Consider the following 20,995-nt stretch of genomic DNA (forward strand, 5'->3'; position numbering starts at 1 on the left):
TGCTTTTTTGAATGATTCTGTGGACTCTGAAACATGTCCACGGAGTTCATCATGGCCAGCTCGATCATCACCTCTGCCAAACACGGCGCCTATGTGGCTATCGGCCTTTACCTGGTCATGGTGCTGGTTATCAGTCTTTCGCCCCAGTCGCAGCAAAGCGTCGAACCGCCGATTCATGTCGCACACCCTGGCATCCAGTTTGAACATCGCACGCAGCAGGCGATGGTCGATCCGGCAGAACTGGCGGGAGTGGGCGGAGCATGAACCGTTGCAAACTTTTGGTCATCGCTTTCCTGGCCTTCATCACCAACGGATTTTCCTTGCTGGGGATAGGGCAAGGTTCGATAGGCGGGGTGGCCCGGGCCATTGAGGCCAACCACAACATTGCGCGCAACATCGAAACCGCAAAGGCCATGGGCATGCTGGCCGGCAATCCACCGATCAAATCCGATGAAGGATTTTTCGGACCGTTTCACGTCGATTGCTCGGTAATAGGAATGTGTGAAGTATTGGCCTGAGCACAACACCGCCCCCCCTGTAGGAGCGAGCTCGCTCGCGATGGTCGTCAACGATAACGCGACAAACCTGATGCTGCGCGGTGCCCTCGGGTTTTTCGCGAGCGAGCTCGCTCCTACAGGGATCGCGTGTTACTTGGCCATTACTGATGTGAATAAATCGGACTCCAGAAACCGCTGAAGCCACGCCTGCAGACGTCGATAGGGCGTCTGCGCGAACCACTCGCGATCGACATGGGCGAATTGCCGTATGAACGGCATCAGCGCCACGTCGGCCAGGCTCGGGTGGTCCGTGAGCAAGTAGTCGCGTCCCTCCAGTAACTCCTCCAGTTTGCGCAGGAACACCTCGCCTTCGGCGCGATAGAACGCCATCGGTTGCTCCGGATAGCGCTCGGCATACTTGTAGCGATTCAGATGCACTTTGAAGCCTTGATCGTTCTCCTCGATCAACGCTTCAATAGCGATCCGTGCTTGCGGATCATCCTTGAGCAACCAGTCCTGCGGGTCATGGCGGGCGACGGCCCAGCGCATGATGTCCAGGCTTTCATCGATGACCTGGCCGTCGACGTTCAGCACCGGCACCGTGCCTTTGCTCGACAGTGCGAGCATCTCGGCGGGCTTGGCCTTGAGGCTGACTTCGACAATGTTCACGGCCACTTCGCAGTAGCGCAGCGCCATGCGTGCGCGCATGGCGTAGGGGCAGCGGCGGAACGAGTAGAGCGTGATCATTTCACCTCCAGGGTGCTCAGGCCATTGCCCTGACGGCGGACCTGAATCTGCACCGGGATCCGCTCATGCATTTCCTGCACATGGGAAATCACCGCGACCTTGCGACCCTGGGCCTGCAGGCCGTCGAGGGCGTCCATCGCCAGTTGCAGGGATTCCGGGTCCAGGCTGCCGAAACCTTCGTCGATGAACAGCGATTCGATCTTCAGCGTGCTCGAGGCCATCGACGCCAGGCCCAGCGCCAGGGCCAGCGACACCAGGAAGGTCTCGCCACCGGACAACGAATGCACCGAACGCAGCTCATCGCCCATCTCGGTGTCCATCACCAGCAAGCCCAGCATGCTGCCGCCGCGTTTCAGGCGATAACGTCGCACCAATTGGCGCAATTGCACGTTGGCGTGGTGCACCAGCAGGTCGAGGTTGTAGGCCTGGGCGATCTTGCGGAAAGTGTCGCCGGTGGCCGAACCGATCAGCGCGTTCAAGCGTGCCCAACGCTGGTACTCGCTGTACGCGTCGGCGATCTGTTGTGCGAGGGCCTGGTTGGCGTTCTGCCGGCGCTGATCCTCGGCCTGTTCGGCACGCAGCTCGGCGCAGCGCTGTTCGCTGACGCTGAACTGGTTTTGCAACTCGCTGAGCGCGCTGGCGAGTTGCTCGTCATCGAGGTTGCCGTTGTGTTGCGCCTGATGATCGAGCACGCGCTTGTCGCGCTCCTGCAGCAGCACATTGGCCTGCTCGATGGCTTTTTCGCTGTGCTGCAAGCGTTGGCGCAGTTCGCTGACATAGGCGTCGTCGATCCGCAGCAGGTCTTCAAGGCCGGCATCATCCAGTTCCGGATGACGGGCGCGCCAGTCGGCGATTTTGCCGCAGAGTTCGTGGTGTTCGCTGTCCAGCGTGTGCAAGCGCTCTTGCTGGGCCTTGAGTTCGGCGGCGATTCGCACCCGTTGCGTGAGTACGTTTTGCAATTGCGAGGCCGTCGTGGTTTCCGCGCTGCGCGCCTGTTCCACTTCCCGCTCAAGCTGCTGCTGCCACTGTTCTGCACTGCTGTGCGCGGCGAGCAATTGTCCGAGCGCGTGCTGGCTGGCCTGTTGTTGCTCGGCCAGCGCATTGAACTGCTGCTCGGCGGCTTGCAATTGTTGCACGCGGGTTTGCTGGCGATCCTGTTCCTTGTCCAGGTTTTGCTGACGCTGTTGCTGTTCGGCCAGCTCTTCCTTTTGCTGATCGAGTTGCGCCAGGCGCTCGGCGATCTGCCCATCAAGCTGCATGAAGGTCGCGGCGGGCTCGCTACGCAGCGCTTGCAGGGTTTCGGCAGGCAGCAGGCTGGCGAACGCGCGGAGTTCTTCGTCCAGGCGCTGGCGGTCATTGCCCAGTTCGCGCTGTTGATTGTCCAGATGCTGGGCCGCTTGCTGGTGCGCGGTCTCGGCGTGGCGCAATTGCTGGGCCAGACGCGCGGCGTCCTGTTGCAGGGTGAGCAGGGCGGTTTGCCGTTGTTCGTCCTGGCTGATGCTCTGGTTCAACTGCGCGTTTTGCTGGCTGAGCCAGGCGCCGCGTTTGGCGTAGTCCTGATTAAGCAGTGCGGTGGCCAGCGGATGCGCCTCAAGGCTTGGCGCCAGGGCTTGCTGCTGGGTCGCCAGGTGTTCCTGCTGTTGCAGCAGTTCTTTTTGCTGGGCGATCAGCCCGCCCACTTCCGCGCGCAGTTCGGTCAGCTTTTCCTTGAGCTGGTCGACTGCTTTTTGCGCAGTGGCCTGTTCGCTTTCATCAAAGCGACCGAGGCTTTGCAGCAGGGCTTCGGGCTGATGATAAGGATGCTCGTTGCTGCCGCAAACCGGGCAGGGCTGGTCATCCTGCAACTGCGCGCGCAGTTCCTCGACACTGGCGCTGCGGGCCAGGCGCTGGCGCTCCAGCAGCTCGCGGGTGACGGACAGGGTCTGCTCGGCAATGGCGAGTTCAGCCTTGGCTTTTACCCCGTCCTGAGTCAGGCGCTCACGGTCCTGTTGGGCTGCGACCTGGCGTTGCTGCAACTCGGCGCCGCGTTTGTCCAGGTCCTGTTGGCTGTCCCACAGCCGGGTCAGGTCTTCGATGGCACGCAGTTGCTTGCGGTTGTCCTGCAGCAGGCTGCCGAGTATGCCGATCTGCTCGGCGACGGCATCCGGTTCGGCGCCTGCCTCCTTGAATAGCACTTCCAGTTGCTGTTTCTGCGCAGTGAGGGCTTGCGCGGTGTGCACGGCGTTCTGTTCGAGATTGGCCAGTTCGGCCTGGCCCTTGTTCAGGCGATTACCGATCAACATCAGCTGTTGCAGGCGATCGCGGTAGGCGTTCCAGGCCTCGCTCAAGGGCGCCAGATGGGCGCTCTGTTCCAGCTCGGTCGCCATGCGCTGCAAGTGTTCGCCAGCTCGGGCCTGTTGCTCGTGCAGGGTTTGAATCGCGCTCTGGCCCTGGGTGCAGGCCTGTTCGGCGATCTGCTTGGCTTCGGCACTGAGGGCCGCCTCCTTGGCCAGCCGGGCGAGGGTGCTTTGTTCCTCGAACGCCTGCCGCAACAGCGGAGCAGATTCGGTTTGCCGTTGTTGCGCTTCGCCCAATGCGATCCGGGTTGTGCCGAGGGCCTGTTCCAGTAGCGCCTGACGCTCACTCAGTTCGCCCTGCTGGCGGGTATGCTGGGCAATCTGTTCGGCCAAGGGCGTGAGTAAACCATCGACTTCGGCCTTGCGGGCGAACTGATGCCGTTGCGGGGCGAGCTGTTCGAGGCGGGTCAGCTGCAAGCGCTCGCCGGCCAGGCTGTCCCAGGTTTGTCGGGCGCTGTGCAGTTGTTCGGCAGCGGCCAGTTGCGCGTCATGCAAACGGCGCAGCTCGATGAGCCAGGCGTGCTGCAGCTCAAGCTGCTTGAGCTGCGCCTGCTGATGTCTAAGCTGCTGTTGTGCGGCGTTGAAGCGTTCGTCGAGCTCGGCGCGGGCCTCAGGTGCCAGTGGCGTGACGCCGCTCGCCTGGTCCTGCAGCAGTTTGTGGGCTTCTCGGGCTTCTTTGGTCTTGTCGAAGGCGCGCCGGCCCAGGCGGGTGTAGAGCGCCGTGTCGGTGAGTTTTTCCAGCAGTTCGCTGCGGTCGTTGTCATCGGCCTTGAGGAAGGCACTGAACTCGCTCTGGACCAGCAGCACCGCACGGGTGAACTGTTCGAAGTTGAGGCCCAGCGCGGCTTCGAGCTGGGTCTTGTATTCGCCTTTCTGGCTGGCCAGCAGTTGATCCTGATCAAGGTCGCGCAGGCTCTGGCGACTGGCTTGCAGCTTGCCGCCGGCCTTTTCCCGGGCGCGGTTGGCTTCCCAGCGCGCGCGATAACGACGGCCGTCAACGCCGACGAAATCCACCTCGGCATAACCTTCGCCGGTGCCGCGGCGCAACAGCGTGCGGGGGTCGCCGGTGCCGATTTCGCCATCGGCGTCGGGCACCTTGGCGTCGCGCCCGGTGTTGTTCAGGCGCGGCACGGCGCCGAACAGGGCCAGGCACAACGCGTCGAGCAAGGTGCTCTTGCCGGCCCCGGTGGGGCCGGTGATGGCGAACAGTCCGGCGCTGGCCAGGGGTTCGGCAGTAAAGTCGATTTCAAACGGTCCGGCCAGTGAGGCGAGGTTCTTCAGGCGGATGGCGAGGATCTTCATGGCTGTTCGTCCTCCAACTGCACGTCTTGCAGCAGCTCGGCGAAGTCCTTGAGGGTTTGCTCATCGACCTCGCTGCCGTAGTTGTCCTGCCAGGCGCGGCTGAACAGTTCATGGGGCGTGAGCTGGTCCAGCTCGATCAGCCCGGCACCGTCATCGGCGCCTTCGCGGCTGCCGTTGCCGGCGTATTCGGCGGCGATGCGCACCAGGCGCACGGCCTTGCCTTGCAGGGCGCTTTCCACTTGATGGCGCAAGTCCGGTTGCGGTTCATCGAGGCGCACCCGCACTTCCAGCCAGGGTTGGCGCTGGTAGTCGGCCAACAGGTCGATGATCGGCAGGTCGGCCAGTTGCACAAGGATGTAGGCCAAGGGTGCAGGGCCGATACGTTGCAGGTTCACGGCGCGGGGGATCAGTTTCGGTTCGACGCTGACCAGGGTTTCGCCATCGAGGGTGATGACCAGAATCTGATGCTGGTAGCCGATCTCCGAGAACGACAATGGAATGGGCGAGCCGCTGTAGCGAATGCGCTCCTCGCCGTTGACCTTCTGTGGCTTGTGCAAATGCCCCAGGGCGACGTAGCTGATGGTCGGCCCGAACAGGCTGGCGGGCAGCGCTTCGGCGTTGCCGATGATCAGGCTGCGTTCGGAGTCTTCCGAAACAGAACCGCCGGCCATGTGCGCATGGCTGATGGCGATCAGCGCTTGACCGGGCAGGCGTTTGGCATTGGCCGCTTCAATCAGCCATTCGTGAACCTGGCCGATGCCGCGCAGGTAGTTGTCGCCCAGGTGCGCGCCAGTGACTTCGGCCGGGCGCAGGAACGGCAGCGCCAGGCACCAGGCGGCAATCTCCCCTTGGGCATCGGGCAGTGGCAGCAACAGGCGTTCGGCGTCCAGTTGCCCGTCATCCAGCCACAGCACGCGGCCCAGGGCATGGGTGCGCAAGCGGCGCATCAAGGGCGCGGGCAGTTCGATCCGTGAGCCGGAATCGTGGTTGCCGGCAATCATCACGATGGTCAGCAAGGGTTGCTGCTCATGGGCGCTGACGATGAAGTCGTAGAGGCGTTCCTGGGCTTTGACCGGCGGGTTGACCGTGTCGAAGATGTCGCCGGCGATCAGCAGCACATCCGGCTGATCCAGCTTGAGCTGGCGCAGCAGCCAGTCGAGAAAACAGCCGTGCTCGAAATCGCGATCCTGGCCGTGCAGGTTCTGCCCGAGGTGCCAGTCGGAGGTGTGGAACAGACGCAAGGGCAACTCCGCTACAAATAAGGTGGTGGCCGCGAAGACAAATGATGGCGGCGAAAGGGGAGAGAGTTTACTGGGAAACAGCCGGGAATGTTGAAAGGCAAAAAGATCGTCCGAACGCGGCCTGAACCCTCGGCAGCTCACATTGGGTTATGCGACACGGTTAACCCCGGTGTTCCAATATACGGAAAAGCCCTACACCCTCCTCAGAAACGTCTCATTTATAAATCGGTCCACTTCCTGAATGCTTTTCACCTTCCAGGACCGGGGTGCAAGCACGACCCTTCCTGCCCGTTCCGCCCCACAGACCAGGAAGGCCTGACCATGAGCACGCAACCGCGCCTCTTCCTCAACCACATCCTGGACCTCTTCAAGGTCCATCGCTTGGACACCGTGTTTCGACATCCTGGCCCGGCTTACCGACGGGTGATGGCCAACGGTGTGGCTTACCAGATTCCGGTCCCTGTCGATTACCGCAATGCCGAGCAAATGGACATCACGGACCAGGAAGGAAAAATACAATGATGAGACCCGACATTGTCGTGCCGGTCGCGCTGCAGCATACCAACCAGGCGACCTGCACCCCGCCCTGGTACGTGCAAAACACCGAATACCCTCCTGCAAAAGCGACCTACCAACCCTTGATCAACGGCGAGGAAACCTTCCGCGCCGTTCACGAAGCCATCTCCCGGGCCGTGAGGACTGTCGACATCATCTGCTGGGGTTTCCAGCCGTCGATGTATTTCATCCGCGACGGCAGTAACGCACCGTGCATTGGTGAATTGTTGATGGACATGGCCCGAAAAGGTGTCGAGGTTCGGCTGCTGGGCTGGGAGATGCCATTCAACAGCGCGGGCTATGCCGACGAAGCCAATCTACCCGGTAAAGGTCCTTACCGGATCTACGACCGGGCGCTGCAACGCTCCACGGATGAGCAATATGCCTATGACCGGCAGTGGTTTTCCCGATGTGCGTTCAGTGACCACCTGGCGGCTGCGATGCGGGTCGCTCGCAATGTGCCGGTGTTCGTCAGTCGTGGCTTCAGCGTTTACGAAAGAGCCGAGATTGCCCATCAGGTGAAGTACAAAAGTCTCGATCCGCACCTCAGCGTTGGCACACTTGCCACGTTGAGCGCGACAGCGACCCACCATCAGAAAACGGTCTTGGTCGACTACGAAATAGCCGATCGCGCCGTTGGTTTCGTCATGGGCCACAACATGCTCGACGAGTACTGGGACACTGACAGGCATACCGCGCTAAATCGATCCAAGGACAACAAACCCAGACCCGAGCTGGGGCCGCGTGGCGCTACCCCGCGCCAGGACATCTCCAGCCAGGTCAGCGGACCGATCCTGGAACACCTGCACCACAACTTCGCCACTGCCTGGCGCAAGGAAACCGGCGAGGACCTGCTTGCCTCGCGCCAGGCCATGCACGTGGGACCGACACTGCAATGCACCCCGCAGGCAACCCGGCAGATGGCCCAACTGGTGCGCACCCAGCCGCAGGAGGGCAAGCGCGATATCGAGGCGTTGTATCTGCAGGCCGTCAACAACGCGACCCAGTTCATCTACATCGAGAACCAGTACTTTCGCTGGCCACCCCTGGCCGAACTGGTCAAGGCCGTCGCCGCCGGTCAGACCCGGGCCGGGCGCGACCCCGGCATACACGGTCCTTTGCACTTGTTTGTGATCACCAATGACGACTTCGAGGCCATTAAAGCGGGCATGGTCAATACCCAGCGCATGCTCGAAAGCTTCGGGCGTGGCGATACCATCCCCGCGATCACCAAGTTACGGCGCATTGAACAGGCAAGGAGCGACGCTGCGAAGCAGGCCCCCACCCTGGGTGAAATGCTCGAACAGCGCGCCTTGCTCACGCTGACGAATCTCACCGATGCGCTGGGCGGAACCGATTTCAGTCAAGCTCAGCGGGATACCGCCATAACCAATGATCTTCGACTGGCTGATCTCAACGACAAAATCAGCGCAATCGAGCGCAACGCCATTGAAGCGGATCTGAACATTCCCGGCCTGAAAGTCCACGTGTGCTCGCTGGTCGCTCCCGACTCACCGGCGGGCAAGGACTGGATGCCGGTGTACGTTCACTCCAAGGTGATGATTGTTGACGACGTCTTCACGACTCATGGCTCGGCCAACATCAACACCCGCAGCATGCAGGTCGATAGCGAGCTGAACATTGCCCATGAGTGGGTGAGTGTGACCCAGGCGATGCGGCGGCGGTTGTGGGATCTGCATACGGGTGGGAAGGGGGGGCAGGATGATGCTGCGCTGGCGTTTGACGCTTGGCAAGACATTATCAAGGAAAACAAAAAACGCCAGAAAGACAAGGAAAACGGCGTACCGGACACCTCTCTTGTCGAATTTTATTACGGCAAGAAAAAACTGCAGGACATCGACTGATGCGCCGTTTTCTCCTGCTGTCCTGTTTTTTGCTGGTCGCCTGTGACAGTCCCAGCGCCTTTACCTCTACAAAGAAGGATCCTCATGTGAATCCGCTCAACGAGATCAAAGCCAAGTTGGCCTTTACCTGCTCGCACGAACAGTTCCCTGAATCGTCAACCGAGTCCGATGTGCTGTTTCAGTACGCCCGATGGTTACAGAAAAACAATCAGCTCAAGCAGGACAAAAGCATCGATGTCGAAATCGAACGGCTATACCGTATCGCCGCCGAGAACGGTCATTACAAGGCCAATATCAACCTGCAAAACGGCGCGATGCGCGGTCATTTCCAACTTCGTGGCGATGAGCCGCTGCGCCTGAGTCAGCAACTGATCGATGCGGGTGTGGCAACAGGGTATTATTTCATCGGCATCTTCTTAGAGCAGGGCTCAGCGGGGCTGAAGCAGGATTCCGAAATGGCTTTGCGTTACTACCGCAAAGCCGCTGATCAGGGCAATCCCCAAGCTCAGTACTACGTGGGTGACATGCTTGAACCCAGTAACATTGCCCCACATATTGCAATGCAGATGTATCGCTGTGCAGCCAAACAAGGCCACGGCGAAGCAGCTGTTACGCTGTCGCTCTATCTTAGGGATGATAAAAAATACAACGAGGCAATTGAGGTTTTGCAGATGGGCGTAGCCGCAGGCTACGAAAGTGCAGCTGGCCGTTTGGGCAAAGGTTTCCGAGCGCCTGATCCAAGTAATCAAATGTATTACCTCGATCAAAAGGAAGACCTCGAGCGCGCCGAACGCTACGAAAAAATCTGGAAAGTGCTCTCTGGCTATTCCTATGCCAACCCCAAAGTCCCCGAAATCAACGAAATCCTCCCGCTCCCCCCCGCCAAACTGCCCGCCTGGGACGGCAAGCTCCAGTGGCTCGAAGCCCGCCTGGCCAACACTCCTCCAGAAAAACCCAGCGAAGCGCTGATCAACCAATTGGCCAAGGCCAAACTTCTAGCCCCGGCCACCGGTCGACCGCTGCCGGACTCTCCCGATTTCATCCATGCTACTTCCCCCAGGCCGACCTGCAACAGCGGCCAAGCCTGTCCGCAGACTGGCTACTGGAAAGCCGATATCGGCAGCCCTCTTTTCTCGCGCCTCGAAGGCGCACAGGTACGCCATTTCGAGAAGGGTGAAATCCTGCCCACCCTGAAAATCCAGAGGCGCCACAGCCGTTTCTTCCTCTCCGATCGAGTGACCGTCGAAGACGAACATATCGAATGGAGATTGTTCGGTGAAGCCTGAGTATTTTCTGATCTTTGGGCATTGGCGATCTGGCTTCTATCGGAGCATGCAGGCAACGTCATTGAACAAATCGAGAGCGGCATGAATCCTATTCGCCCGGACGGGGCAACGATGGTCCTGCAGGGCTGGCCGTAGAAGCCTCGATAGGCGCCGAGCAGGCTAGCAAAAGATGCTGGGTGAACTGGCGGTGAATCGTGCACTGGGGGAGTGGTTCAGTGCCCTTCGGGCCGATTAATCAAGGAAGCGTCATGACTCAACGGTTACTCCAACTTGATCAAGTGTCGTTTACCCTGCCCGACGGGCGCGTGCTGTTCGATCACTTGAACCACACCTTCAGTACCAGGGTCACGGGAATCGTCGGCGCCAATGGCTGTGGCAAGTCCTTGCTTGGCCGGCTCCTGACGGGGGAGCAACGGCCCACCAGCGGTATCGTCCGTCGCGAAGGGCGGGTTTACGCCGTGGCGCAGTTACTGGAACCGGAGCGCTATCCCAGCGTTGCCGCGCTGGCCGGAGTCGACCATATTCTGGCGGCGCTGGAGCGCATTGCCCAAGGCAGTGTCGACGATGACGACCATTCGCTGGCGGTTGACCAATGGGATTGCGCCACACGCCTTGAGGCGCAGCTGCAGCAGATCGGCCTGGGGCACTTGAATGCCGACGCGCCCACTGATGCACTCAGTGGTGGCGAACGGCAACGGGTGGCGCTGCTGGGGGCGTGGTTATCCAAGGCCGACTGGCTCATTCTGGATGAGCCCAGCAACCACCTGGATATTGATCAGCAACACAAGCTTGCGCAGCAGATCGATCGCTGGCCCAACGGCCTGGTATTGATCAGCCATGACCGCGGACTTTTGGAGCACGTGAACGAAATCGTCGAGCTTTCGCCCATGGGGATGGCGGTTTATGGCGGCAACTACAGTCAGTATGCGGCGGCACGAGAGCATGAACAGCAGTCGTTCCAGTCGGCATTGCAGGGGGAGCGGGCGCAGGCTAAGCGTGAGCAACGTGAGATGGCCGTGCAGATGGAGCGTCAGCAACGGCGTAATGCCCGCGGCGACCGTCAGGCTCGTGACGGCAATCAGACCAAGTTGATCACCAACGCCCAGAAAGAGCGCAGTGAAAACAGTGAGGGGAAATTGCGCCTCAATCAACAGGTGGCCCGGGAGCAGCAGCAACAACGGATCGCCGAGGCCCGTGCGCGGTGTGCGCCGGACATTCAACGCATGATGATGTCCCCGGAAAGCATAGTGCCCAATGGCAAGTTGATTGTGCAACTCAACGACGTAATTATCCCGTTCGGTTACGCGGCGCCGATCAATCTGACGCTGACCGGGCCTATGCGCATGGCGATCCTGGGCGCCAACGGCAGCGGCAAATCGACCTTGTTGCGAGTGATCGCCGGCCAACTGCCGGTACACGAAGGCGAACTCATCCGCAGTTGCCATGTTGGCTGGCTGGATCAACACGCCGGATTGCAGTACCCCGAACGCACGGCAGTGCAATGGCTCTACGAGAGTAATCCGCAGTTGCCCGAGGCCGAGGCGCGGACCCGCCTGGCCCAGATGGGGATTGATGCGGATCGTGCGATGCTCAAGACTTGCCAGTTAAGCGGTGGCGAACGCCTGAAAATAGCCCTGGCTGCGCAGTTGTACGCGCAACGGCCCCCGCAATTGCTGTTGCTGGACGAGCCGGATAACCATCTGGATCTGCCCAGCAGAATGGCGCTGGAACAGATGCTTGATCAGTATCAAGGTGCATTGATCGTGATTTCTCACGATTGCGCTTTTTTACACGCCATTCATCTAGATGCCGAGTTTCATCTCAAAAGCTAAAGACAATCACTTCGGATACAGCGGCGGCAACCCACTGTCCCCAACCGGATCCTGAACCCGTTCCGCAATCGGAATCGTCCGGATCGCCCGCCACAAATCTTCCCCTTGCCAATGCTGGCCGGTTTCGCTGTACAGCGCGCCGTTCAAGCCGTCGAGGGCGTCGGACAGGGGGACGAAGCGGGCGGCCATGTCGGCCAGGGTTTCCGGTTGCTGGCGGGCCCAGGCGTCGAGCGCCTGGCGGGTGGCGTGGGAATCGTTGGCCTGGCAGGCGCGCTTGAGGTCGTCGAGCACGGTGCGTGGGCTCGGGCCGGTTTGCGCCGCCCGCAGGATCGCCGGTTGCCAGCGTGCCCGCCACCAGAGGCCGAACCCCAGCAGGGTGGTGCAGGCCAGGATCAGGGTGCTGAGTTTCCAGCGCCAGAGGGTTTCGCTGCTGGCACTGCTGTCCTGTGGCGAGGTGCCGGGCGGGGTGTCGACCATCAGGCTTGGATTGGCCGCCACCTGCAGGGTTCGGGCGGGCAGGCTGCTGTGCTCCAGATGGTCTTCGAAGGTGTTCCACCAGACCACCTCGACCGACGGCAATTCGATGGCGCCGCTGCGCGAAGGCACCAGTGCTTCGCGGTCTTCGCGACTGCCCACCAGGCCTCGCTCGCTGTTCTGGTTGCCCAGCACCGGTTGGTCGGGATAGCGCCGCAGGCCGCTGACCTCGGTACCGGGCAGGGGCGGCAATTGCGAACTGGCCAGGCCTTCGGCCTTGACCGTCAGGCTGCGGGTGAGCGAATCACCGACCTGGACATGGTCCGGCTCGGGATTCCAGCTTTCGCTCAGCGTCAGGCTGCGCGCCGGTAGCCAGGGCAGGTCGGCAGGATAGGTGATGGGTTTGGCCTTGACCGTCAGCAGGATTTCGCCGGAGCTGACGCGCATCAGTTTGCCGGATTTCGGCGACTGGGCGCTGGCGTCCTGGACGGGTTGGGCGTCGACCAGTGCGGCATTGAATATCTGCCCCGGAATGATCAGTTCACCGCTGTGCTGCGGGTAGATCGCGTAGCGCATCTCGATGACGCCGTGGCGTATGCCGTTGATGTCTTTCTCATAGGTGCGTGATTCGCCCAGCTGTTCGATGCGCGCGTCGGGAATCTGCAAGGGCGGCAGGCTGCTGTCGTCGTACAGGGACACCGAATGGTAGATGCGCAAGGTCAGGATCGCCTGGGCCTGCACGTACACGCTGGTTTGATCGAGGCTGGCGTCGATGAACACCGCTGCCTGCTTGTTCGGGTTGGCCTGGGTGTCGCTCTCGACCACTTGCACGGTGATCGGCTGGCTCTGCACGTCGCCCAGCTTGAGCGGGGGGATCACCAGGGTGCCGTTGTGCAAGGGCAGCAGGGTGACGATCCAGCGGGTGGTGGCCTGGTTGCCGCCATTGAGCGTGTTCAACTGGTTGACCTGACGGGTGCCGCGCACTTCGAACAGCGGCTCCAGTGGTGTCAGGTCAGGCTTGCCGAACTGGGTCACGTCGTTGGATTCCAGGGTCAGTTCGATGGTCTCGCCGGAGTTCAGGCGAGCCCGGTCGACACTGGCGACCAGCTCGGCTGCCTGGGCCTGCACGACACAGAGTAGCAAGGTGGGCAGCGGGGCGAGCATGAAGGCGGTGAAGCGGGTCATCGAGTTTTTCCCTGATCCTGATGTTGTTGCTGTTCGTACCAGAATTTGCGTCTGAGCAATTCACCCGGGTCGTCCGGGATCTGCCTGAGCCACTGCTCCAGTGCCTGTTGCTGCTCGGCGTCGAGACTGGCGCTGGCCGGGGGCATGGGCGCAATGGTGTGCTGTTCATCGCCCAGTTCGCTGCCCGGGACCTCGTTGGCGCCGGGACGCGGCGGTGTCGTGGCGGACGGCTCGGTGGCGGCTTGGGTCGGTTCGCCAGCGGTTTGCGGTTCACCCGTTGTCGACGGCTGTGCAGCGGTGCTCGGTGGCGTTTCCTGCGTCGTCTCGGTGCTCGCCTCGTCGGTGTCCTGGTCAGGGGCGGGCGGGGTGGCTTGCTGCTTGAGCAGGCTTTCCACCAGGGCCTTGTTGGTCAGGGCCGGGCGCAGATCCGGTTGGCGTTCGAGGGCCTGGTCATAAGCATCCACGGCGGCCTCCAGCTCACCGCTCCTGGCCAGGGCGTTGCCACGATTGTAGTGGGCATGGGCATCGTTGCCTTCGGCGAACCGCTGGGCGGCGCCCGTGTAGTCGCCGGCTTCGTAGAGGGCCACGCCTTGCCACTGGTGATCTTCGAAGTGTTGCGCCGCCTCGGCCGGGCGTTTTTGCTTGAGCAAGTGCAAGCCCTGCTGGTCGGGGCGCAACCACAGGTCCTGGAAGTCGAAGGCATAGCTCGGTTGCGGCAGCATGAGCAACAGCGGCAGGCAGAACAACCAGCCGCGACGCCCGGCACAGGCGGCCAGCAACAGCAGCGGCAACAGCAGCCAGTAGCCCTGGTCGGCCCAGGTGTCCAGGCGCAGGGTCTGGCCGTCGTTGCGCAGGTGGCGCGGACCGTCGAGCAGGCCGAGGGCGCGCAGGTCGGCATCGCTCAGGCGCGCGTGGCGGTAGTGGCCGTCCAGATCGTTGACGAAGGCCTTCAGGCCGGGCTCATCCAGGCGCGAGACCAGGATCGCCCCCTGTTCGTCCTTGAGGAAACTGCCATCCTCCTGGGTGATGGGCGCGCCTTCGGCGGTGCCGATGCCGAGCATCAGAAACTGCGTCGACTTGCCGCTCAAGGCGCGGCTGATGCCCAGGCGCTCCGGCTCGCTCAGTGAGGTGCCGATCAACAGGATCCGGCCATCGCCCAGTGCGGCCTGTTCCAGCAAGGCCAGGGCCTTGACCACCGCCAGGTCGGCGCGCTGGCCGGCTTCGGGCATCAACGACGGCTTGAGCGCATCGAGCAGGTTGCGACTGGTGGACAAGTCGTCCGACAGCGGTACCAGCGTATGGGCGCTGCCGGCGTAGACGACGATTGCAGTCTGCGCGTCGTTGCGGCTCTGCAGCAGGTCGAAGAGTTTGCGCCGGGCCTGTTCCAGGCGGTTGGGCTGAACGTCGGTGGCGAGCATCTGCGGGGTCAGCTCAAGGATTACCACCAGCGGATCGGCGGGTTTCTGGCTGATCTGCTCGACACGGGAAAAACTCGGCCCCACCAATGCGACCACGGCGATGAACCAGGCCAGGCCCAGGGCGATCCACGGCAGTTTGCTTTCGCGCCCGCTGCCACCACTGAGCAATGCCGCATGGAACGCCGGCGGCAGGATCATCTGCCAGCGCCCGGCGCGCTTCTGTCGATGCCACAGTTTCCAGAGCAACCAGCCAAGCAGCGGCAGCGACAGCAGCCACCACGGGCGGAAAAAGTACGGCCAGAGCGCGCTCATCGGCGCCTCCGCAGGCGCAGGCGTTTGAGGCGCTGGCGCCAGTCAGGCAACGGCGATTGCAAGAACAGGTCCTTGTTGAAAAAACGTTGCAGCGGGTTGTCCGGCCACAGCTCGCGCACCACCAGCAGCATGCTCAGCCACAACGCCAGTGCCAGCGGCCAGTGGTAAAACGCCTGGGCCGGACGGGCCTGGGTCGGTTGCTGGGTCACAGGCTCCAGTTGGTCGAGGGTGTTCTTGATCGATTGCAGTTCCTGGCCATCGCGAGCGCGGAAGTACTGGCCGCCGGTGGCCTCGGCGATCGCTTTCAGGGTGGGCTCGTCAAGATCCAGGCTCGGATTGATCCCAAGGAAACCCGGGGTGCCGCTTTGTTCCGGGTCCGCGCCGATGCCGACCGGGTAGATTTTCACCCCTTCCTTGGCCGCCAGGCGCGCGGCGGTGAGCGGATCGATTTCGCCGCCGTTGTTGGCGCCATCGGTGACCAGGATCAGTACGCGACTTTGCGCAGGGCGTTGCCGCAGGCGCTTGAGGGCCAGGCCGATGGCGTCGCCGATGGCGGTGTTCTTGCCGGCGATGCCGATACGCGCTTCGTCGAGCCAGACGCGCACGGTATGCCGGTCAAAGGTCAGGGGCGCCTGCACGTAGGCCCGGCTGCCGAACAGGATCAGCCCGACCCGGTCGCCGTCGCGACTTTCGAGAAAGTCGCCGAGCAAATGCTGGACCAGGGTGAGGCGGCTGACGTCATCGTCCTGCCATTGCATATCGGGAAAGTCCATCGAGCCGGACACGTCCACAGCCACCAGCAGGTCGCGGCCACTGGCGGCAATCGGCAGCGGTTCGCCGAGCCATTGCGGGCGCGCGGCGGCGCTCAGCAGCAGCAACCAGAGCAGCAGGAACGGCGCCTGTTGGCGCCAGGCGGGCAGGTTGGCCCGGGCGCGCCGCCTGGCCAGGCCTTCGAGGTCGGCGAGGAAACTGACCTTGAGTGCCGGTTCGCCACTGTCGGCGACCGGCAACAGCACACGCATCAACCAGGGCAGCGGCAGCAGGGCGAACATCCACGGCCAGGCGAACTCAAACATGTTTGCGAATCCAGGTGTCGACCGCCTGGGTCAGGCCGGCGATGGCCTTGTCGTCGAGCTTGCATTCGGGCTTGTAGGCGCCTTCGACCAGCACCATCCAACGGGTCAGGCCGGCAGCGGGACAGCGGTTGTCGAGAAAAGCCAGCCATTTGCGACCATTGAGGGTATGGCTCTGGCTGTAGGGGTAATGGTTGCGGCACAGACGCTTGAGCAGGCCATTGAGCTGCTGCAGCCAGGCACCAGCGGGCGCGCCATCGTAAGGTTTGGGCATTCGCGCAAGTTCAGCGAGTGCGGCCACGCGCACCGGGTCCAGCGGTTGTTCGACGGGGGCGACCGGCTGTTTGCGAGTCAACAGGTGCCGCAGCTTCCACAGGCCAAAGCCGATGGCCGGCAGCAACAACAGCAGCAACCACCAGCCCGGAGCCGGCGGCCAGAAATCCACGGGCGGTGGGGAAATGAGGGGCTGCAGTTGCTCGAGACTGCTCATCGACCTTTCCCCGGCTTCTGTGGGTTGAGGTACTCGCGCAATTGCTCGACCATCTCACTTTGCGTGCTCAGAGGCATCAGCAACACCCGCAGCTTTTGCGCCAGCAACTCCCAGCGGGCGATGCGCGCTTCGGCCTGGGCGCGGTACGTCTGGCGCAGGTCGAAGTTGAGGGTGTCGAGTTCCAGTTGCGCGCCACGCTCGGCGAAACGCAACAGTCCGGCGGCAGGCAGGGCGTGATCCAGCGGGTCGGACAACGGCAGCAGCAGCAGGTCGCAATGGCGCGACAACAGGCTCAACTGCTGTTCGGCGCTTTCGGACAAGGCGCGCTCGTCGCAGATCACGATCGCCAGGCTGCCGGGCCGCAGCACTTCGCGCGCGCGGCGCAAGGCGATGCCGAACGCATCGCGATCGGGCTCGCTTTCGGTATGCAGCGACTGGTTGACCCGCACCAGGCGGTTGAGCAATTGCAGCAGGCTCTGTTTGCTGCGCCTTGGCTTGATTTCGTAATGCTCGTTGTCGCCGAATACCAGGCCGCCCACCCGGTCGTTATGCCCCAGCGCGGCCCAGCCGATCAGGCTCGCGGCCTGGGCGGCGAGCACGGACTTGAACATCAGCCCCGAGCCGAAAAACAACCGGCGACTTTGCTCGACCATGATGAAAATCGGTCGTTCACGTTCTTCGTGAAACAGTTTGGTGTGGGGTTCCTGGGTCCGGGCGGTGACGCGCCAGTCGATACTGCGCACGTCGTCGCCGGCTTGATAAACCCGCACCTGATCGAAATCCACGCCACGGCCCCGCAGCTTGGAGTGGTGCAGGCCAATCAGCGGGCTGCGCTGGCTCGGTGTGGAAAACAGCTGCACTTCACGCACGCGATGGCGCATCTCGATCAACTCGGCGAGGCTGACACGGATGCCCGGTTCGGGCGGCAGGATGGCGTTCATCGAGGTCAAGCGACGGCTACGACGTCGAGAATCCGCTGGACCACCCGGTCCTGGTCGATACCGGCGGCTTCGGCTTCAAAGGAAAGAATGATGCGGTGGCGCAATACATCGAACAGTACCGCCTGGATGTCTTCGGGGCTGACGAAGTCGCGACCGGCCAGCCAGGCGTGGGCCCGGGCGCAGCGATCCAGGGCAATCGAACCGCGGGGGCTGGCGCCGTAGGCGATCCATTCGGCCATTTCCGGATCGAACTTGGCCGGGGTGCGCGTGGCCATGACCAGCTGCACCAGGTATTCCTCCACGGCGTCGGCCATATACAGGCCGAGAATCTCCTTGCGTGCGGCGAAGATCGCCTGCTGGCTGACCCGGCGTTCGGGTTTGGTTTCGCCGTTCAAGGCTTCACCACGGGCTTGCTGCAGGATGCGGCGTTCGACAGCAGCGTCCGGAAAACCGATTTTCACATGCATCAGGAAACGGTCCAGCTGCGCTTCGGGCAGTGGGTAGGTGCCTTCCTGCTCGATCGGGTTTTGCGTGGCCATCACCAGGAACAACGGCGACAACTCATAGGTGCTGCGTCCGACACTGACCTGGCGCTCACCCATGGCTTCGAGCAATGCCGATTGAACCTTGGCCGGGGCACGGTTGATTTCGTCCGCCAGCACCAGGTTGTGGAAGATCGGGCCCTGCTGGAACACGAAGCTGCCGGTTTCCGGACGATAGATCTCGGTACCGGTGATGTCGGCAGGCAACAGGTCGGGGGTGAACTGGATGCGATGGAACTGCGCTTCGATGCCTTCTGCCAGTTCCTTGATGGCCTTGGTCTTGGCCAGGCCAGGGGCCCCTTCGACCAGCATATGGCCGTCGGCAAGCAGGGCGATGAGCAAGCGCTCGATGAGTTTTTCCTGGCCGAGAATCTGCGTTGAAAGAAAGGTTCGCAGCGCTAGCAGCGCTTCACGATGTTCCATCGATGACTGTTCCTGGAAAGGGTGACCGAAGACGTTCGTATAACGCCAGGGCTGGGGGCGTTACTTTAATCCATCGCGGGGGGCGGCGACTAACGGCATTTTGTGCAAAGTGCGGGAAATGGTGGGGAGATTTGCTGGAATTTTGCAGGGCGACGGTCTTGAGGTGACTGGCCGGGCCTCATCGCTGGCAAGCCAGCTCCTACAGGTATTGGCGGTAGGCATTCAATATGCGGTACACATCGGTCATTTGTAGGAGCTGGCTTGCCAGCGATAGGGCCAGTTCAGACAACTCAAACCTCGCTGACGAAGGTCCCGGTACCGTCAAGAATGTTCTTCAGGGTTTCCTGGACTTCCGCCAGATCCACCATGTCCGGGTTGAACGTGATCTCCAGCACATCATCCCCATTCAACGCATCGGCATCCGCCGCTGCGATCTCGATCTTCAGCAGGGTAGGGCCAAGGGTCACCTTCACGCCATCCAGTGTCGAAGGCTCGCCCTCAAGCGTGATTTCCAGCTCATCCTCATCCGGATAACGGCTCATGAGGAACATTTCACCCTTTTCGCTATGGCAGCACAGCATCGCCATGTCGTCTTCTTCTTCATCGCAAGGGTTGACGATCAAGAGGGCGGTGGTCATTTGCATGGGGATTTCCTGGCTCGGGGAGCGTGATGAACGTAACGAAAACGCAATTCTGCCAGCCCAAGGAATTTTCTGCTGCCTCTGGATGCTGGAACGTCGGGAAATATCCGATTTCAATTATCAATTTGATGTATTGGAAGGCCGTTAAAACTCGACTTCGTGAATGATGAAAGGTGTTTCTCACAGATTTTTCCTAACCCGCCTTAGGAAATTTCCGCTCCTGTTGCAGGAGGTTTGCGAGCTCTAAAAATAACGCCCGTCTGCAGGTTTTTCGCTTGTATTGGCGCAATTCAATCCCTTAGCGTGATCAGCCAGACGCAAAGGATTGCGCAATCAATCATGAAAAAAGGACGTCTTTCGATGAGTCAGTATTTCGAATGGGCAGATGAGATCAAGCACCTGTCCGAGGAACAAATCGAGCAACTGTACCAGCGCTATCTGGACGGTGAAAAAAGTGCCGACCTGAAAATCGAGTTCAACATTGCGCCTGAAGTCCGCAGTTTGTTGAAGATATTGCCGCCGATTATCAGCAAGGACCTGACCTGCCCCTACTGCGACCTGCCCATGTGGGTGCGCCGGCACGCCAAGGGCACGCCTGTCTCACTTCGTAACCCTTTCAAGTGTGTCCGTTGCGAGCACTGTCACCATGAGCCCGGCCACCATGGGCGAATCAAGCGCTGTTCCTGCAATGAGTGCTACAAGCTGCGCCAGCAGGAAATCGCCGCCCAGGCGCAGCGCGATCGTCTTGAGCTGGAGAAACGCTACGCCACGCCACGTTCGCCGGTGCCTTATGCGGCGATGGGCTTCGTCCAGAAACTGGCACTGCTCGCCTTGCTGGACGACGGCCAGGTCGCCGGCGCCGAGCGCATTGCCTCGCTCGACACCGGGTTTCGGAGCGAACCTTTGGCGCCCACTGACGAGGCCAGTGAAGCGCTGGTGAGGAACCTGCACGAGGCCGGTGCGCTGGACGTCGATCTGGATGGCGACATCAAGGCCTTCGATCGGGCCTCCGGTTACCTGATCAAGGACGTTTCTTCCGTGCGCTGGCTACCCAATGTCGCGCTGGAGCCCGGTATACGCAGTACTCGCGACGCACTGTACCGGGCTTTGTATCAAGAACTGTCCGGTAATGTTCAGCCCGCGTGGAAAAGCGAACTGTACGCCTTGATGCTGAGCCTGGCCCGGGACGAGTCGATTCAATACATCCAGGTACTGGCCAGTGAAGTGAGTTTTGTATTCACTGCCCTGGGGCGCGCCGAAACCGTTGTCGGCCAGCTTCTGCTGAACTTCTCGGTGAGCCATATCTACTACTTTGCGCGCTTGGCGGTGAAGAATGCCGCGCATTTCTACGCCACCGGCAACTCAAAAGGGCGCAACCACGCTTGCAACACCATCCCGGGCAGCATGTTGGGCACGGCGCAGGATGCAATGGCGCGAAACTGGCGTAAAACCGCCTATCGCGATTCGCGAGTGCCGCAGTCAGCCTTGCACCGAATCCTGTATGACGTGGTACTCAAGGACAGCGGGGCAGGGTTCTCCAAGTCTCCGGGCCGCTACTGGCATGACGAACTGGTGCCACGGTTTTTCTCCGACAATGGTTGCGGGGCGGACCCGAGCGGGCATCTGCAGCTGTTCTGCCGCGAGTGTGATTCGAGCAACGTCGATGCCAGCATGGACAGGATGACGGTTCAAATGCTCTGTTACGACTGCGCGACAGTGAGCAGATTTCAGGCGATCGATGACTTGATCGACTGAATCGGTCGAGGTTCCTTCAATCAGCCCCAACGGCGTCCATGGGCGGTTCGACGATCATGGACGTTGTCAGTTTTTGGTTG

Annotated in this window: 17 protein-coding genes; 7 read left to right on the forward strand and 10 right to left on the reverse strand. The window is 61.5% G+C overall.

What is annotated here, in order from left to right; translation table 11 throughout:
• The first annotated feature begins 51 nt into the window (after positions 1-51).
• Both ACYP2Q_RS01265 and ACYP2Q_RS01270 read left to right on the forward strand, forming a co-directional pair.
• Positions 52-264: a hypothetical protein gene (locus tag ACYP2Q_RS01265; RefSeq protein WP_459728738.1), complete on the forward strand. Its 213-nt coding sequence runs from the start codon at positions 52-54 to the stop codon at positions 262-264.
• Positions 261-518 carry a hypothetical protein gene (locus ACYP2Q_RS01270; protein WP_459728739.1) on the forward strand — a complete coding sequence of 86 codons (258 nt, stop codon included), beginning with the start codon at positions 261-263 and terminating at the stop codon, positions 516-518. Before ACYP2Q_RS01265 ends, ACYP2Q_RS01270 begins: the two co-directional genes overlap by 4 nt.
• A gap of 129 nt (positions 519-647) precedes the next feature.
• Here the strand turns inward: ACYP2Q_RS01270 and ACYP2Q_RS01275 are convergent, their stop codons facing one another.
• The 3 genes from ACYP2Q_RS01275 to ACYP2Q_RS01285 are packed head-to-tail and all read right to left on the reverse strand — an operon-like array spanning position 648 to position 6,123.
• Positions 648-1,244, reverse strand: coding sequence for a glutathione S-transferase (locus ACYP2Q_RS01275; RefSeq protein WP_459728740.1), 597 nt, complete (start codon positions 1,242-1,244; stop codon positions 648-650).
• The gene (locus ACYP2Q_RS01280; protein WP_459728741.1) at positions 1,241-4,882 is read right to left on the reverse strand and encodes an AAA family ATPase; all 3,642 of its coding nucleotides are present in this window, start codon (positions 4,880-4,882) and stop codon (positions 1,241-1,243) included. Before ACYP2Q_RS01280 ends, ACYP2Q_RS01275 begins: the two co-directional genes overlap by 4 nt.
• Complete coding sequence (locus tag ACYP2Q_RS01285; protein WP_459728742.1) at positions 4,879-6,123, reverse strand: exonuclease SbcCD subunit D C-terminal domain-containing protein; 1,245 nt, start codon at positions 6,121-6,123, stop codon at positions 4,879-4,881. Before ACYP2Q_RS01285 ends, ACYP2Q_RS01280 begins: the two co-directional genes overlap by 4 nt.
• 321 nt (positions 6,124-6,444) lie before the next feature.
• On the opposite strand from ACYP2Q_RS01285, the gene ACYP2Q_RS01290 reads away from it, so the two are divergent.
• The 4 genes from ACYP2Q_RS01290 to ACYP2Q_RS01305 all read left to right on the forward strand — a co-directional run bounded on the left by ACYP2Q_RS01290 (position 6,445) and on the right by ACYP2Q_RS01305 (position 11,661).
• Positions 6,445-6,645 carry a hypothetical protein gene (locus ACYP2Q_RS01290; RefSeq protein WP_459728743.1) on the forward strand — a complete coding sequence of 67 codons (201 nt, stop codon included), beginning with the start codon at positions 6,445-6,447 and terminating at the stop codon, positions 6,643-6,645.
• The gene (locus ACYP2Q_RS01295) at positions 6,642-8,543 is read left to right on the forward strand and encodes a phospholipase D-like domain-containing protein (protein ID WP_459728744.1); all 1,902 of its coding nucleotides are present in this window, start codon (positions 6,642-6,644) and stop codon (positions 8,541-8,543) included. Before ACYP2Q_RS01290 ends, ACYP2Q_RS01295 begins: the two co-directional genes overlap by 4 nt.
• Entirely contained in the window at positions 8,543-9,829 is a 1,287-nt protein-coding gene (locus tag ACYP2Q_RS01300) for an SEL1-like repeat protein (protein ID WP_459728745.1), read from the forward strand. The genes ACYP2Q_RS01295 and ACYP2Q_RS01300 overlap by 1 nt, the downstream gene beginning before the upstream one ends.
• A 248-nt stretch (positions 9,830-10,077) precedes the next feature.
• A complete protein-coding gene (locus tag ACYP2Q_RS01305) occupies positions 10,078-11,661 on the forward strand; it encodes an ABC-F family ATP-binding cassette domain-containing protein (RefSeq protein ID WP_459728746.1) in 1,584 nt (527 codons plus the stop codon).
• A 6-nt stretch (positions 11,662-11,667) separates the two neighbouring features.
• Here ACYP2Q_RS01305 and ACYP2Q_RS01310 read toward each other — a convergent pair whose 3' ends face one another.
• The 7 genes from ACYP2Q_RS01310 to ACYP2Q_RS01340 all read right to left on the reverse strand — a co-directional run bounded on the left by ACYP2Q_RS01310 (position 11,668) and on the right by ACYP2Q_RS01340 (position 19,163).
• On the reverse strand, positions 11,668-13,320 hold the full coding sequence (locus ACYP2Q_RS01310) for a BatD family protein (RefSeq protein WP_459728747.1): 1,653 nt from the start codon (positions 13,318-13,320) through the stop codon (positions 11,668-11,670).
• Entirely contained in the window at positions 13,317-15,050 is a 1,734-nt protein-coding gene (locus ACYP2Q_RS01315) for a vWA domain-containing protein (RefSeq protein ID WP_459728748.1), read from the reverse strand. The genes ACYP2Q_RS01310 and ACYP2Q_RS01315 overlap by 4 nt, the downstream gene beginning before the upstream one ends.
• Positions 15,047-16,126 carry a vWA domain-containing protein gene (locus tag ACYP2Q_RS01320; RefSeq protein WP_459728749.1) on the reverse strand — a complete coding sequence of 360 codons (1,080 nt, stop codon included), beginning with the start codon at positions 16,124-16,126 and terminating at the stop codon, positions 15,047-15,049. Before ACYP2Q_RS01320 ends, ACYP2Q_RS01315 begins: the two co-directional genes overlap by 4 nt.
• Positions 16,119-16,613, reverse strand: a complete 495-nt coding sequence (locus tag ACYP2Q_RS01325; RefSeq protein WP_459728750.1) for a DUF4381 domain-containing protein — start codon at positions 16,611-16,613, stop codon at positions 16,119-16,121. The genes ACYP2Q_RS01320 and ACYP2Q_RS01325 overlap by 8 nt, the downstream gene beginning before the upstream one ends.
• Positions 16,610-17,554, reverse strand: coding sequence for a DUF58 domain-containing protein (locus ACYP2Q_RS01330; RefSeq protein ID WP_459728751.1), 945 nt, complete (start codon positions 17,552-17,554; stop codon positions 16,610-16,612). The genes ACYP2Q_RS01325 and ACYP2Q_RS01330 overlap by 4 nt, the downstream gene beginning before the upstream one ends.
• 5 nt (positions 17,555-17,559) lie before the next feature.
• The gene (locus ACYP2Q_RS01335) at positions 17,560-18,519 is read right to left on the reverse strand and encodes an AAA family ATPase (protein ID WP_008150800.1); all 960 of its coding nucleotides are present in this window, start codon (positions 18,517-18,519) and stop codon (positions 17,560-17,562) included.
• Positions 18,520-18,809: 290 nt separating this feature from the next.
• Positions 18,810-19,163, reverse strand: coding sequence for a hypothetical protein (locus ACYP2Q_RS01340; protein ID WP_459728752.1), 354 nt, complete (start codon positions 19,161-19,163; stop codon positions 18,810-18,812).
• Positions 19,164-19,520: 357 nt separating this feature from the next.
• Between ACYP2Q_RS01340 and ACYP2Q_RS01345 the strand changes: the two genes are divergently transcribed.
• Positions 19,521-20,915, forward strand: a complete 1,395-nt coding sequence (locus ACYP2Q_RS01345; RefSeq protein ID WP_459728753.1) for a hypothetical protein — start codon at positions 19,521-19,523, stop codon at positions 20,913-20,915.
• Positions 20,916-20,995 lie beyond the last annotated feature (80 nt).

The organism is Pseudomonas sp. MHK4 (assembly GCF_054600775.1).

Coding starts and splice junctions, on each gene's coding strand:
- ACYP2Q_RS01340 (WP_459728752.1), bottom strand. CDS start 19,163: ATGCAAATGACCACCGCCCTCTTGATCGTCAACCCTTGCGATGAAGAA.
- ACYP2Q_RS01290 (WP_459728743.1), top strand. CDS start 6,445: ATGAGCACGCAACCGCGCCTCTTCCTCAACCACATCCTGGACCTCTTC.
- ACYP2Q_RS01335 (WP_008150800.1), bottom strand. CDS start 18,519: ATGGAACATCGTGAAGCGCTGCTAGCGCTGCGAACCTTTCTTTCAACG.
- ACYP2Q_RS01345 (WP_459728753.1), top strand. CDS start 19,521: ATGAGTCAGTATTTCGAATGGGCAGATGAGATCAAGCACCTGTCCGAG.
- ACYP2Q_RS01305 (WP_459728746.1), top strand. CDS start 10,078: ATGACTCAACGGTTACTCCAACTTGATCAAGTGTCGTTTACCCTGCCC.
- ACYP2Q_RS01310 (WP_459728747.1), bottom strand. CDS start 13,320: ATGACCCGCTTCACCGCCTTCATGCTCGCCCCGCTGCCCACCTTGCTA.
- ACYP2Q_RS01320 (WP_459728749.1), bottom strand. CDS start 16,126: ATGTTTGAGTTCGCCTGGCCGTGGATGTTCGCCCTGCTGCCGCTGCCC.
- ACYP2Q_RS01265 (WP_459728738.1), top strand. CDS start 52: ATGGCCAGCTCGATCATCACCTCTGCCAAACACGGCGCCTATGTGGCT.
- ACYP2Q_RS01325 (WP_459728750.1), bottom strand. CDS start 16,613: ATGAGCAGTCTCGAGCAACTGCAGCCCCTCATTTCCCCACCGCCCGTG.
- ACYP2Q_RS01330 (WP_459728751.1), bottom strand. CDS start 17,554: ATGAACGCCATCCTGCCGCCCGAACCGGGCATCCGTGTCAGCCTCGCC.
- ACYP2Q_RS01295 (WP_459728744.1), top strand. CDS start 6,642: ATGATGAGACCCGACATTGTCGTGCCGGTCGCGCTGCAGCATACCAAC.
- ACYP2Q_RS01280 (WP_459728741.1), bottom strand. CDS start 4,882: ATGAAGATCCTCGCCATCCGCCTGAAGAACCTCGCCTCACTGGCCGGA.
- ACYP2Q_RS01270 (WP_459728739.1), top strand. CDS start 261: ATGAACCGTTGCAAACTTTTGGTCATCGCTTTCCTGGCCTTCATCACC.
- ACYP2Q_RS01300 (WP_459728745.1), top strand. CDS start 8,543: ATGCGCCGTTTTCTCCTGCTGTCCTGTTTTTTGCTGGTCGCCTGTGAC.
- ACYP2Q_RS01275 (WP_459728740.1), bottom strand. CDS start 1,244: ATGATCACGCTCTACTCGTTCCGCCGCTGCCCCTACGCCATGCGCGCA.
- ACYP2Q_RS01315 (WP_459728748.1), bottom strand. CDS start 15,050: ATGAGCGCGCTCTGGCCGTACTTTTTCCGCCCGTGGTGGCTGCTGTCG.